Annotated in this window: 13 protein-coding genes; 12 read left to right on the forward strand and 1 reads right to left on the reverse strand. The window is 39.6% G+C overall.

Annotated features, from left to right (window positions below; translation table 11 throughout):
- Window positions 1–3 precede the first annotated feature (3 nt).
- The 10 genes from BSO02S_RS12270 to BSO02S_RS12315 all read left to right on the forward strand — a co-directional run bounded on the left by BSO02S_RS12270 (window position 4) and on the right by BSO02S_RS12315 (window position 8,973).
- Complete coding sequence (locus BSO02S_RS12270) at window positions 4–615, forward strand: flagellar biosynthetic protein FliO (protein ID WP_066067220.1); 612 nt, start codon at window positions 4–6, stop codon at window positions 613–615.
- A gap of 20 nt (window positions 616–635) precedes the next feature.
- Window positions 636–1,373 (forward strand): flagellar type III secretion system pore protein FliP, encoded by a 738-nt coding sequence (gene fliP / locus BSO02S_RS12275; protein WP_235846912.1) that lies wholly within the window; start codon window positions 636–638, stop codon window positions 1,371–1,373.
- An 18-nt stretch (window positions 1,374–1,391) separates the two neighbouring features.
- On the forward strand, window positions 1,392–1,661 hold the full coding sequence (fliQ, locus tag BSO02S_RS12280; protein ID WP_066067221.1) for a flagellar biosynthesis protein FliQ: 270 nt from the start codon (window positions 1,392–1,394) through the stop codon (window positions 1,659–1,661).
- 6 nt (window positions 1,662–1,667) lie between these two features.
- A complete protein-coding gene (gene fliR, locus BSO02S_RS12285) occupies window positions 1,668–2,450 on the forward strand; it encodes a flagellar biosynthetic protein FliR (RefSeq protein ID WP_066067223.1) in 783 nt (260 codons plus the stop codon).
- On the forward strand, window positions 2,447–3,544 hold the full coding sequence (gene flhB / locus BSO02S_RS12290) for a flagellar biosynthesis protein FlhB (RefSeq protein ID WP_066067224.1): 1,098 nt from the start codon (window positions 2,447–2,449) through the stop codon (window positions 3,542–3,544). Before fliR ends, flhB begins: the two co-directional genes overlap by 4 nt.
- Window positions 3,545–3,569: 25 nt before the next feature.
- Window positions 3,570–5,621 (forward strand): flagellar biosynthesis protein FlhA, encoded by a 2,052-nt coding sequence (gene flhA / locus BSO02S_RS12295; RefSeq protein ID WP_066067228.1) that lies wholly within the window; start codon window positions 3,570–3,572, stop codon window positions 5,619–5,621.
- The gene (gene flhF, locus BSO02S_RS12300) at window positions 5,618–6,781 is read left to right on the forward strand and encodes a flagellar biosynthesis GTPase FlhF (RefSeq protein WP_066067231.1); all 1,164 of its coding nucleotides are present in this window, start codon (window positions 5,618–5,620) and stop codon (window positions 6,779–6,781) included. Before flhA ends, flhF begins: the two co-directional genes overlap by 4 nt.
- Window positions 6,732–7,607, forward strand: coding sequence for a MinD/ParA family protein (locus BSO02S_RS12305; protein ID WP_066067235.1), 876 nt, complete (start codon window positions 6,732–6,734; stop codon window positions 7,605–7,607). Before flhF ends, BSO02S_RS12305 begins: the two co-directional genes overlap by 50 nt.
- Before the next feature lie 36 nt (window positions 7,608–7,643).
- Window positions 7,644–8,354, forward strand: coding sequence for a FliA/WhiG family RNA polymerase sigma factor (locus BSO02S_RS12310; protein ID WP_066067239.1), 711 nt, complete (start codon window positions 7,644–7,646; stop codon window positions 8,352–8,354).
- Window positions 8,355–8,562: 208 nt separating this feature from the next.
- Entirely contained in the window at window positions 8,563–8,973 is a 411-nt protein-coding gene (locus tag BSO02S_RS12315) for a PilZ domain-containing protein (protein WP_066067244.1), read from the forward strand.
- A gap of 158 nt (window positions 8,974–9,131) precedes the next feature.
- Here the strand turns inward: BSO02S_RS12315 and BSO02S_RS12320 are convergent, their stop codons facing one another.
- Window positions 9,132–11,174 carry a sigma 54-interacting transcriptional regulator gene (locus BSO02S_RS12320; RefSeq protein WP_066067247.1) on the reverse strand — a complete coding sequence of 681 codons (2,043 nt, stop codon included), beginning with the start codon at window positions 11,172–11,174 and terminating at the stop codon, window positions 9,132–9,134.
- A gap of 171 nt (window positions 11,175–11,345) precedes the next feature.
- Between BSO02S_RS12320 and BSO02S_RS12325 the strand changes: the two genes are divergently transcribed.
- Window positions 11,346–12,764, forward strand: a complete 1,419-nt coding sequence (locus tag BSO02S_RS12325; protein WP_066067249.1) for a YfcC family protein — start codon at window positions 11,346–11,348, stop codon at window positions 12,762–12,764.
- A 41-nt stretch (window positions 12,765–12,805) separates the two neighbouring features.
- The gene (gene iadA / locus BSO02S_RS12330) at window positions 12,806–13,978 is read left to right on the forward strand and encodes a beta-aspartyl-peptidase (protein WP_066067252.1); all 1,173 of its coding nucleotides are present in this window, start codon (window positions 12,806–12,808) and stop codon (window positions 13,976–13,978) included.
- The last annotated feature ends 57 nt before the right edge of the window (window positions 13,979–14,035 follow it).

The following is a 14,035-nucleotide window of genomic DNA, read 5'->3' on the forward strand; positions in this document are numbered from 1 at the left end:
TTTTTGAATACCGTTCATTTATGGAAAAAAGTAACGCTCGTATTGGTGATTGTTTTGCTTACATCTTCTTTTCATGGCTATGGTAAGAAAGTGGCTTTTGGAAAGGGAAATGATACCGTTTATGATGCCTATAAAACGGATAAGAACCAAAAAAATATGGATGCAGCTCAATCAAATGAGAAAACAAATTCGCTTGTTCCCCAGTTGATTAAATTTGTTTTTTCGTTTGCTGGCATTATTATTCTCTTACTCTTACTTTTAAAATTTTTAAAATCAAAATCGAAGCAAATATATTCACAGGGGCCTTTTTATGCCATGGGCGGACATTCCTTAGGAGGAAATCGCTCCCTACAATTGATTATGATCGGTAAAACGTTACATATCTTAGGAATCGGCAATGAAGTCCAGCTGCTTCGGACCGTTGAATCTGGAGAAGAACAGGATTACATTTTGCAATCACTCGTAGAAGATACGGCGAGAAAACAAAAAACGGCACTTTTTTCCTTCAAAAAGAAAAATGCAAACAATCAGGCAGCGGATTGGGAACAAACCTTCCTTTCGCAAATGAACCAGGTGAATCAATCAAGTATTCCAATCAATAAGTTAAAAGACTAAGAAAAATGGCGGAGATTCAGTTGCTAAAGAAAATTTTTATTATCCTACCTTTTATTTTTTTGATTTCTCATGAAGTTGGACTTGCAGCCTTTGACACATCCATACCGGGGTTGAACGTAAGCTCCGAACCAGAAAGTGTAGCCACTTCCATTAAAATCATGATTCTATTAACCATTCTTTCGGTTGCACCAGCGATTCTGCTGCTAATGACCTCGTTTACGAGAATTGTCATTGTTTTATCGTTTGTCCGGACCTCCTTAGGCACACAGCAAATGCCGCCTAACCAAGTCATCATTGGTCTGTCGTTATTTCTCACCTTGTTTATTATGGGACCTGTTTTTTCAGATATTAATAAACAAGCGTATCAGCCGTTTATGGATGGGAAACTAACGCAGGAACAAGCCTTTGATACCGCCAGCAAGCCAATAAAGGAATTTATGGCGAAACATACACGGGAGAAAGACTTAAATCTATTTTTGGATTATACCAAGCAGAAAAAGCCAAAGACAATCGACGATATCCCATTACATGTGTTAGTTCCAGCCTATTCCATCAGTGAGTTGAAAACGGCCTTTCAAATGGGATTTATGATTTTCCTGCCCTTTCTAATCATTGATATGATTGTATCCAGCATATTAATGGCGATGGGAATGATGATGCTGCCGCCTGTGCTGATTTCACTGCCCTTTAAAATTTTGTTATTTATTTTAGTAGATGGCTGGCATTTAATTGTAAAATCCTTACTCACCAGCTTTTAAATAAGAGAGGAATACCCTATGACACCGGAAATGGTTATTGAAATATCCAAGCAAAGCGTTTATGTAACAGCTTTAGTTGCCGCTCCCATCTTAGTGCTCGCTTTAGTAGTAGGTCTAATTATTAGTATTTTCCAATCCGTTACGCAAATCCAAGAGCAAACGCTTGTGTTTGTTCCAAAAATTATCGCCGTGTTTATTGGATTATTGGTCTTTGGACCATGGATGTTACGGCAGCTGTTAAACTTTACCGAAAACATCTTTGGCAATCTGTCCCATTTTGTAGGGTAGTGCACCATGATGGAATGGTTAAATGAAATACCTTTATTTCTACTAATCTTGGTTCGAATATCTTGTTTTTTTATCACGGTTCCTGTCTTTATGACGAAAACAATCCCAGCACCCTTTAAAATTGGACTCGCCTTTTTTCTAGCGGTCATTGTTACCATGTCTACTGATAAAAGCGGAATTCAGGCATTTTCAGCTGAATATATCATCCTAATCATAAAGGAATCCTTAGTTGGTTTAGGATTAGGCTTCATTGCCTCTATTCTATTTTATGCGATTCAATTAGCCGGAACGTTTATCGACCTTCAAAGCGGTTTTGCTATGGGGGCAGTTTTTGATCCACAATCCGGTACCAACGTTAATTTAACGGGAAGGTTAAAAAACGTATTAGCAACGCTATTTCTGTTTTCACTGGATGGACATCACCTGCTCATCCGGGGTGTGTTAGAAAGCTATCAGTGGATTCATGTAGAAGCTCTCGTCCCTGCCATGCTGGACGGCAGAATCTCTACCTTGTTACTTGAAACCTTCAAACACTCTTTTGTGATTGCGTTTTTACTAGCCGCTCCGATTGTGTTCACCTTATTTTTGGTAGATTTAGTGCTCGGCATCATCGGGAAAACGTCGCCGCAAATCAATCTGATGGTGGTCGGCTTTTCATTAAAAATTGGTGTTTATTTTATGGTCTTGTTTTTAGCGCTTCCTGGCTTTTTTCTCTTACTGCATCGCTTATTTGCGCAGATGTTTGATGCTATCAGTCAAATGATTCGAATTATGGGAGCGTCTTTATGAGGGTGGATGACCAATTTTTACTTAAATTAGATTTACAATTTTTCGCTGAGGAAAAGACAGAAAAGGCGACTCCACAGAAACGGAAGGAAGCCAGGAAAAAAGGCCAAGTGGCAAAAAGTGTGGAGGTTTCCTCTTCCATTCAGCTTCTATCATTTTTTCTGTTCCTGCTCTTCTATGGTAACTATTTTGCTACAACGATTTTCGTCTTGTTTCGCGATGTTTTTTCTGCCTATTTATTAATAGATTTAACCGCTGCAAGTACATATAAACTGTTCGTTGATTTATCGTTTATCACGATTAAATTGGTTTTACCTATTTTGTTAGTCATATTTGTTGCGGCCTTACTTTCAAATTACCTGCAATTTGGCTTTTTATTTACCACTGAAAATTTGAAATTCAATTTTAAAAAAATCAACCCCATTGAAGGGGCCAAACGCATTTTATCAATAAGGTCACTTGTTGAACTACTTAAAAATAGTTTGAAGATTATCCTAATTGCGGGGATATCCTACTTCTTGTTAAAAAAAGAAATTACAACCTTTCTGCATTTTTCACAAATGGAAATCACGCAAATCATTGCTTACCTCTTTTCTGTGATTATCAAAATGGGCGTGGCTACCTCTGCGATGTATGTCGTATTAGGTGCGGCGGATTTCATTTATCAAAATTATGACAATGAAAAGAAAATGAAGATGTCGTTAAAAGAAATTAAGGATGAACATAAAAAAAGTGAAGGCGATCCGTTGGTTAAAGGGAAAATCAAAGAAATGCAAAGGGCGATGTCGTTAAATAGAATGATTCATGACGTGCCAACGGCAGATGTCATTATCACCAACCCCACCCATTATGCCATCGCCATCGCCTATGATGCCAATGATTCGAAAGCACCTGTTGTCGTTGCGAAGGGGGTTGACTTTATCGCCCAAAAGATTAAAGAAATAGCGAAAGAAAATGGTGTCGTTCTAACAGAAAATAAGCCTCTAGCACGGGCTTTATATGCAAATGTGGAAATCGGTCAGGAAATACCGGAGGAATTATTTAAAGCCGTAGCCGAAATCCTTGCCTATGTTTTTCGCTTAAAAGGAAAATTTTAATGTCTTTAGGAAATAAGGTGGAAAAATGAAGTTTAAAGAAATTGCCGTGTTGCTGGCTGTGTTATTAATTGTTGTCATGATGGTCATTCCATTGCCTACCATCCTATTAGATATTTTACTCATCATTAATATCTCCCTATCTATCACGATTTTATTAGTGGGAATGAATACAAAGGAGCCATTAGATTTCTCTATTTTTCCTTCTTTGCTGCTGTTAACGACACTTTTTCGTTTGGCACTGAACGTATCTACCACTCGTTCCATCCTTTCTCATGGGAACGCAGGGAATGTGGTAGCAACCTTTGGGGAATTCGTCATCGGCGGGAATCCTGTTATTGGATTTATCATCTTTTTAATTCTGGTTATCATTCAATTCCTTGTGATTACGAAGGGGTCAGAACGGGTGGCAGAGGTTGCCGCACGGTTTACATTAGATGCCATGCCCGGTAAACAAATGAGTATTGACGCAGATTTAAACGCAGGTCTTATTAATGAAAAAGATGCTCGGGAAAGGCGGGAGAAAGTAGGGCGGGAAGCTGACTTTTACGGTGCAATGGATGGTGCCAGTAAATTCGTTAAAGGGGATGCGATTGCTGGGATCATTATTTTGTTCATTAATGTTATCGGCGGTTTTATTATCGGTATGACGATGATGGGGATGGATTTCGCCCAGGCAGCGAGCACGTTTACCCTGCTTTCTGTCGGAGATGGTTTGGTAAGTCAAATCCCGGCACTGTTAATTTCTACGGCAACAGGGATTATCGTCACCCGGGCGGCTTCCGATGGGAACTTGGGGGATGACCTGACACAGCAGTTATTTGCTTATCCGAAGTTAATTTATGTTGTTGCAGGATGTATTGCCTTATTTGGGTTAGTTACTCCGATCGGCATTCTGTTAACTTGGAGTATTGCTGGTTTCTTAATCTATGCAGCATATAAAATGCAAAAAGCAAAAGAAAAAGAAGCAGAAGAAGTGGAAGAAATACTGGCTCTTCCGATTGAAGAGGAAAATAGTCCGGAGAATGTACTGAACCTTCTTCAAGTTGATTCCTTGGAATTTGAATTTGGTTTAGGCTTAATCCCGTTAGCAGATGTTTCACAGGGCGGGGATATATTAGATCGTGTCATTGCGATTCGAAAACAGGTCGCCTTGGAACTAGGGTTAGTGATCCCCATCATCCGGATTCGCGATAATGTCAATTTAGAATCCAATCAGTATGTAATCAAATTAAAGGGAAATGAGATAGCCAACGGGGAAATTTTTCTCAATCACTATCTCATGCTTGTGCCTGAAGATGAGGATCATGCGATTGTTGGGATTGAAACGGTCGAACCAACCTTTGGCCTGCCGGCTTTATGGATAAACGATGAAATGAAACAAAAGGCAGAAATTTATGGCTATACCGTTGTGGATGCTACTTCCGTTATCACTACCCACCTAGCAGAAACGATTAAACGCTTTGCACACGAAATTTTAGGAAGAGAAGAAACGAAACAGCTAATTGAAAAGGCGAAGGAAACCTCTCCATCCATTGTAGAAGAGCTAGTCCCATCATTGTTATCGATGGGTCAAATACAAAAAGTACTACAAAAGCTGTTAAAAGAAAAAGTCTCGATTCGAAACCTGCCTGTGATCCTTGAAACCCTTGCCGATTGGGCTGTTTTTACGAAAAACCCTGATTATCTAACCGAGTATGTCAGACAAAGCTTATCACGGCAAATTACGAAACAATTGACCGTTGGAAAAATGATTCAAGTGATAACGGTGAATGCAACCGTTGAAAAGATGATCAGCGAAAACCTTCAAGAAACGGAACAAGGGATTTATCTTACGTTAGACCCACAAACGATTCAGCAATTGGTTGGATCCTTAAATGAGACGATCCAGCAGGTGGTTAAGGCGGGAATTCAACCGACTATCATGACATCGCCAACCATTCGGATGTATGTAAAACAAATTGTGGAACGAATTAACGAAGATATCCCCGTAATCTCGTTTAACGAATTGGAATCAAATGTGGAAGTGCAAAATATCGGAGTTGTTCATTTTCAAGATGTTGGAGTGGTTACTGCATGAAGATTAAAAGATATCACGTAAATTCCTTACCACAGGCCGTGCAGCAGATTCGATTAGAGTTAGGAGAAAATGCCGTCATTTTAAACACAAAGGAAATAAAAACAGGCGGATTTCTTGGCCTATTTAAAAGGAAACAACTCGAGGTAATCGCTGCTTCAGAGGCGGCGGAACAGAAGATGGAGCAACCGGTGCCAAAGGAGGCACCGAAAGAACAAGCAGAAACTGAAGTCCTTACTCGGATAAATCAGATGGAACAGCTCCTCGGAGATTTCATTAAATATCAAAATCAAAATCAAAATCAAAATCAAATAAAGCAACACACTCCATCAACGTTGGCACCATGGCTGGAACGGCTAAAGGAACAAGAGGTTGATGAAGAAGTCCTTCAATATCTTGCTAAAAAAATCATGAGCCAACACCCTTCTATCGAACAGCAAACAGAGCAGGAAGTTGGGGGGATTGTCCTGACTGCATTAACGAAGCTGTTTCAGGACGGTATTGCACCGGAGGGGTTGGATGCAAATGCGGCGATAATTACGCTCATCGGTCCTACAGGTGTTGGAAAGACGACAACGATTGCAAAGCTTGCATCAAGGCAAGTGTTGTTTCAGAGGAAAAAGGTAGGGTTTTTAACCGCCGATACCTTCCGAATCGCCGCGATTGAGCAGCTAAAGACGTATGCCAACATTTTGAATATCCCGATTGAAGTAGTTGAGAACTCGAATCAGCTTAAAGAGTCGCTTAATAACTTAAAGAACTGCCAAATGATTTTTATGGACAGCGCAGGAAGAAATTATCTTGAAGAGCAATATATCGAGGAAATTAATGAGCTTCTCTCCCAGCCCTTTATTCAAGAAAATCACCTAGTTCTCAGTATGACCTCCAGGTGGAAGGATATGAAACAAATTGTTGAAAAGATGAAATCGGTCCAGATTGATCGAGTAATCCTGACAAAATGGGATGAAAGCACCTGTTTCGGAGCGGCTTTAAATCTCATTTATCACTATCCATACCCTTTATCGTTTATTAGTTTGGGACAAGGTGTTCCTGAAGACATTATGCAAGCAGAACCGGAATATATGGCTAAAAAGATACTGGGAGTAGATGAAGATGAAACAGGATCAAGCACAAAAGTTGAGAGAATTGTATCAGCGTTTTAATCATGGTTATCAAGAAAAAGCAACAAAGGTCGTTTCCATCACAAGTGGTAAGGGCGGTGTCGGCAAATCCAACTTTGCCTTAAACTTTGCCTTAAGCATGATTGAATCTGGACAAAAGGTTGTCTTAATCGATTTAGATATTGGTATGGCCAACCTTGAAATCTTATTAGGATTGAATCCAGCCCACCATCTTATTGATATGGTGAAGCATAAGAAAGATATTTGGGACGTAATTGAAAAGGGCCCAAACGGATTAGAATTGATTTCCGGTGGAAGCAGCTTTAACGAAATTTTAGATTTAAGTGATGAGGATACAGACTATTTATTTTCGGAACTTGGAAAATTGCAGGGCTATGCCGATATTATTTTGTTTGATACAGGTGCAGGACTTTCAAAAGAATCGCAGCGTTGCCACTTAGCAGCCGATGAAATTATTCTGGTGACAACCCCTGAACCAACCGCGATAACTGACGCTTATTCCGTTATTAAGATTTTACATCATCAAGATTCCAACCTTCATGTTCGTTTGGTTGTGAACCGTGTGGCCAATTCAAAAGAAGGAATAGCGATTGCCAACCGAGTACGGGCGGTGACAAGACAGTTTTTAGAAAAAGAAATTGATATTCTTGGATATATTCCAAATGATTCGTTCGTGTTTCAAGCAGTCCTGGAGCAAACACCTTTTTACTTAAAATATCCGAAATCACAAGCATCGAAATGGATGAAGGATATCGTGAATATCTATTTACATGCTGATGCCAAAAACTCTAGTATTTCCGGAATCAAAGGTTTTATCCAAAAGATTTCCCACCTTGTTAAAAAATAGCTTAACAGCGTGTCTGTAACTGAAGGAGGACAAACTTTGAGTCAACTGCTGGAAGAAAAATTATTCGATGAATATCTGCCATTAGTAAAAAGAATAGTTAAGAAAACGAAGAAAAGTCTTCCTCATAATGTGGAAGAGGATGAACTTCTATCTTTTGGTATGCTAGGGTTATTAGATGCCTTCCGGAAATTCGATCAACGCGAAAATGTAAAATTTGAAACCTATGCTACCCAAAGAATACGGGGAGAAATTTATGATGGACTTCGCAGAATCGACCCCCTGCCGCGAACGTTAAGAAAAAAGGAAAAGGAAGTAAGGCATGCTTACACTTTTTTAGAACAAAAGCTGTTCAGACAGCCTAGCGTCAAGGAAGTCGGTGATTATTTACATATAAGTGAAACGGAATGTAAAGAGATCATTATGCTAGCTTCTTTTGAAAAACAAGAGTCGTTATACGAACCAACTGACCACGGCGGAGAGAATCAATTAAAGATTGATTTCATCTCCGATAGTTCCCTAGACGATCAATCTAATATAATAGAAGGAAAAGAGCGCAGTCAACAATTAACTTCCAAAATCGATGAATTGCCTGAACGAGATAAAATTATCCTTTCCCTTATTTATAATGAGAATTTGAGTATGAATGAAGTAGGCAGGATTTTAGGACTTCATAAATCGAGGATATCTCAGCTGCATTCGCAAATCCTAAAAAAATTGAAAAAGGTTCTTGAAAAGGAGTCCGTTTAAAGGTTAATGAGGTTGTCTCGCAGGGCTTGCCCCTTTGCTATCGAGACGTCCTCATTTTTTGTGTGGAAGCAGATGGAAGTGTTTCAACGATTTCGTGAATAATGTCGTTATTAATCATATACAGAGACTGCCTATATCCCGTCAGGTCAGCGGCGGCCATGTGTAAATTTTAAATTCTTAAGAGATAAAATTAAGGGGTAATAGGTAGATGACATTAAAATGGTTGAACTTAAAACCAGCAAAAAAGGAAATGACCACTCATGAGAATCAAACTTCTTATCAAATTATGATCAAGTATCCTTTCGAATCGGAGCTGACGTTGATAAATCCACAACAAATGGAAGTGGAGACGGAGAATGCTGTGATATTTATTGAAAACATTGGACCAGGCGGGTTCAGGTTTTTATCTAATCTCCCTTTAGTGAATGAGCAAAAGATTATTTTTACTTTAGAGGCCGACATTATTGAAAACAAAATCCATCTTCCCGGGGTCATTATTTGGAATGCGGAATTGTCTGAAGGCCTATACCAGTATGGAGTCCATTTTGAGCTGCCAGAAAATACGAGCACCTTTGTCCATAACCTACTAAATGATTATTCAGAAAAATATTTTACCTGAAATCAAATGGTAAACTCTGGTGAATAAGGGCTGTGCGTGTATTTGCACTGCCCTGAAGAAAAATTATTGTTAACACTGTCGATTATACTTTCTGATGATAGTGTTTTTTTGCGTTGGACTAAATTTATTTCACCATTCTTTCCTTTTGAAGCAAATAATTAATCTGCGTGAAATTTAAGTTTCTGTAGATACTCCGCACCGCTAGTGGTAATTTTTGTTCCGGCCCTCCCCCGGCCTTTCGTGATAAAACCGTGGATCTCCAGATAATCCAAACGTCGTCGAACTTGTTGCGGCGATAGATAATGACCGTTTTCCTTGCTAACCATTGAAATAAATTGACGGCTGGCGGGCTTGCCGTTCTCATTACATTTCTTGATCGCCTCTAACATAAATAAATATTCATGTTGGTCTAATAAATTTTCAGGAAGGGGATAGCCGGTAAGACGCTCTTGTGCATTGGATTTTTGAAAGCGGTCGTGCGGAATGTCTTTCGATTCGATTTTGTTCCCGTCACAGATGGTGAGCATATAGTCAATAGTACTTTTTAATTCGCGAACATTGCCCAACCAATCTGGTATTTGAAGCTGTTCTGGCAGGTCATTGCCAACTCTTACCCACTTTCCGCTTTTGGTAATAAAGTGTCTTACTAGTAAAGGGATATCCGCTTTTCGTGCTCGAAGCGGCGGGATTGATAGGGTAAGCACATTCAAACGATACAACAAATCTGAACGGAACGTGCCCTCTTGTGATTTTAATTGGATATTTTTATTCGTTGCTGCGATCACCCTGACATTGACGGGGATGACTTTTCTCCCGCCAATTCTGCGTAATTCTTTTTCCTGAAGTATCCTTAATAAGTGGGATTGAACGGTTAGACTAATATCTCCAATTTCATCTAAAAAGATCGTGCCATTATCCGCTAGCTCAAATAAACCCTTTTTTCCACCTTTTTTCGCTCCTGTAAAGCTCCCCTCCTCGTACCCAAATAATTCACTTTCAAGCAAATTTTCCGTTAAGGCACTGCAGTTTATGGCGATAAATGGTCCGTTTTTTCTCATGGAATGAAGATGGATTGCGTGAGCGAATAATTCTTTCCCCGTCCCCGTTTCCCCTAGAATGAGGATAGGATGCTCAGAAAGAGCCAGTTTTTTGGCGATTTGTTTACTTTTATTAAGTAAAGGATGTTCGCCAACGATATCATCAAAGTCATACTTTGCGTAAAATCCCTTATTTTTTAACTCCCGCTGCGCCATTTTTTCAACTTCAAATGCTTGATGAATACTTTTAAAGGTCGCTACGATGGTATCTTCTGTTTCGGTATGGTGACGGAAAATAACAAGATCGACACCAAATATAGTGAAAAATTTACTTTCATCATTGCTGTGAAGGATAAAATCAATAATTTCCTGTTGGTCGATGACCTCCTCTAACGGTTTATGGATCGCGTCATGGACAGGAATATGAAAAAGTGCCTCTAAACGGCGGTTAAATAGAGTGACCTTTTGATGTTGATTAATGGCTAAAATGCCGTCATCGACCGTGTCGACAACATTTTGTATATGTTGATTCATTTGTTTTGCGTTTTGTTCCGCAAGTGATAGTTTCCGTTGTAAATCAATAATGTTACGAATATATCTCTCTGAAATCAATGAAGAGACTTTTTCGCCCAAACAGAAGTATTCAACTATTTTTAAAATAGTGGTCATATCAAACAAACGTACACCAATATCGATCACTTTTTTGATTGAATGTGGACAAAGATGGGGCTCACCGGGAGAGATAGCGATGTCAATATCATGATAAAAAAACTGTTCCTTTTTGAAAGGGACAAAACGCAAATGATCGATTCCCAGCTGATAAAGGGATTCGATTAGTTCAATTGTTGCAGAATCATCATCGTTGACAACCAGAACCTCGGAGTCGACCGGAATTTTTAATAGTTGATCGATATATTGATGGTGGACGGTTCGTTTTCCGACAAACATTTCCTTACTATGTATATTGCATACCTCATGAGCTTCTAATCTCGTAACCTCTGAGGAAAATAAAAAAAGATGATCGCTCAAGTGAGTGGGTAATCCCTCTTCGTAGGCAAAACTTTGAAGGTGGATATAGTCCCCCAATAATTGTTGAATCTGCTCATGTAATACTTGTTTGGTTTGGGAACTCCCCGTGATTAAGGTGATAGATTGTTTGATCATGAACTCCCCCTAAAATGATAATGGTTCTATTATATCACCAAAAAGAACCAAAAAAGGGCAATAAGGCAAATGAGTATTATAAAAATTCCGAATTGGCGGACTTCCTATTTTGGCACAAAAATTGCAATTTAAGTAGGAGTAGTGATGAAACACAAAAAGGGAGAGGGTATGATGAGTCAAATAAGCAATAAGGTGGAACAGGTTACACCAAAAAGAAAGCCAGTTCAAATCAATGTGTTTGCGTTACTTTTCTGTGTGGTGGTAGCAGCCATGATATTAACCTACATCTTGCCTGCTGGGGAATACAATCGTGTAGAAGTTGATGGACGGACGATTGTAGAGGCCGATTCGTTTAAATGGACGGAATCCACACCTGTAAATCCATTTGATATGGTTCAAGCCCTGCATAAAGGGATGGTTGAAGCCGGTGGGATTATTTTCTTTGTTTTAATAATTGGCGGCTTTTTTGGTGTATTTAGTGCGACAGGGACGATTGATGGATTAATTGCCACAATGGCAAGAAAATTAGCGAAACGAGAAAAGCTGCTAATCCCTATTATGATGCTATTCTTTGCCGCAGGGGGATCGTTAATGGGAATGGCGGAAGAGGGACTAGCCTATATTCCTCTCTTAATTCCGCTGGCGCTGGCCCTTGGTTTTGATACGATTACGGGCATGGCAATTGTGTTGCTGGGTGCTGCCGCAGGTTTTACCACAGCTGTTATGAATCCATTTACAGTAGGAATAGCTCAGGGGATTGCTGAACTGCCTTTGTTCTCAGGGATAGGATTGCGCCTTGTATTGTTTGTAATTGTTTACCTTGTGTCTGTCATATTTGTCTATCGTTATGCAATGAAAGTGAAACGAAATCCTTCGTTAGGTTTCTATGGGAATTATACTAGGGATCATGCAGATAAACTGCTTCAATCTAAGGTCAAGCTTACAAAAAAGCACAAGCTGATTCTTGGTGCCTTTCTATTAAACTATGTTGTTCTAGCTTTTGGTGTTATTAAATTTGAGTGGTACCTTTCAGAAATTGCTGCCTTATTTATTATTTTAACGATTGTCGTCGGGATTATTGGTAAGCTTTCGGTTGATAACCTTGTGAAAAATTTTACGAGTGGTTCTGCTGCATTAATTAGCGGTGCACTCATTATTGGGGTTTCAAGAGCGACATTAGTGGTATTAAACCAAGGACATATTGTTGACCCCATGCTGCACGGCGTCTCGGAAGCCATTAAACATGTTCCAGGAACAATCAGTGTGATGGGAATGTATGGTTTCCAATCGGTTATTCATTTCATCTTAGCGTCAGGTAGCGGCCACGCGATGTTAACCATGCCAATTATGGCACCGCTCGCTGATTTGCTTGATATTACTAGACAGACAGCAGTTTTATCATTCTCCTTTGCGGATGGGATTGGGAATATTATTTTCCCAACGGCCGGTACATTAATGGCCGGTTTAGCGATTGCTGGAATTCCATGGACGAAGTGGGCGAAATGGGTCCTTCCGTTAGTCATCATCCAATTTGTGATCGGGCTAATTGCGGTTATCATCGCTCATGCCATGAATTACGGTCCATTCTAGAGTAAAGAACATCTGAAGTGTAACTAAGGAGGAGAAGGTAGTTGCTTACTTTGATTAAAAATGGGGATGTGTATGCCCCGAATTTTCTAGGGAAGAAAGATATTTTACTCGTCGATAGTAAAATTGGCTATTTAAAGGAGTTTATTGAAAGTCCAAAGGATTTTGTTCCTATAACTGTAATTGATGCATCAAATCAAGTGGTTGTACCAGGCTTTATCGATGCCCATGTTCATATCATTGGGGGGGGAGGGGAAGGCGGATTCAAGACACGTACACCGGAATTGACTTTAACTAGTTTAACAACTTCGGGCATTACAACGGTTGTTGGCCTTCTCGGAACAGATGGGACGACACGACGAATGGAAAGCTTACTCGCTAAAGCGCGGGGGTTAGAAGAAGAGGGCGTAACTAGTTATATTCATTCAGGTTCGTACCAATTGCCAGTGAGAACGTTAACCAACAAAATAGAAGAAGATATCATTTTTATTGACAAAATTATCGGAGTCGGGGAAATAGCCATTTCCGACCATCGGTCATCTGAACCAACGTTTGATGAAATTGCCAAAATTGCCACAGCCGCAAGGAATGGTGGAATTTTATCAGGAAAAGCTGGGCTATTGGAAATACATGTCGGGGATGGGGAAGAAAAGCTTTCTTTGCTTGAGGAAGTTGTAACTAAGACTAATATTCCTATTTCTCATTTTCATCCAACCCATATTAACCGAACGGAAGAGTTATTTAGGGCCGGGATCCAGTATGCCAAAAATGGCGGCTATGTGGATTTAACGACAAGCACCATACCACAATTTTTAGAAGAAGGGGAAGTGAAGTGCAGCGAAGGCTTGAAGATAATGCTTAATGAAGGGGTACCGATTGAGAATATTACATTTTCTTCTGATGGCCAAGGAAGTCTCCCCTCTTTTAACCGGAAGGGAGAGTTAACAGGACTTCAGGTTGGAAAAGTTTCTTCATTATTTAATGAGGTAAGAGATGCAGTTCTGATAGAAGGGATTTCATTAGAACTTGCCTTACAGGTCATTACCTTAAACCCTGCTAATGTGCTAAAGCTGGCACATAAGGGCAGGATACAGGAAGGAACAGACGCTGACATTGTTTTACTAGATAAAGAGACGCTAGAAATTGATACGGTTATCGCCAAAGGAAAAGTGATGGTAAAAAATAAAGTGCCGATTGTGAAAGGGACATTTGAATAAGAACAAATCGCTTCGAAAGAAAGATAATGATATATTTTTGGGAAAATGGAGGGATTA

Origin of the sequence: Neobacillus soli NBRC 102451 (assembly GCF_001591665.1) — a bacterium.
In the GTDB taxonomy this organism is placed as follows: Bacteria; Bacillota; Bacilli; order Bacillales; family Cytobacillaceae; genus Neobacillus; species Neobacillus soli.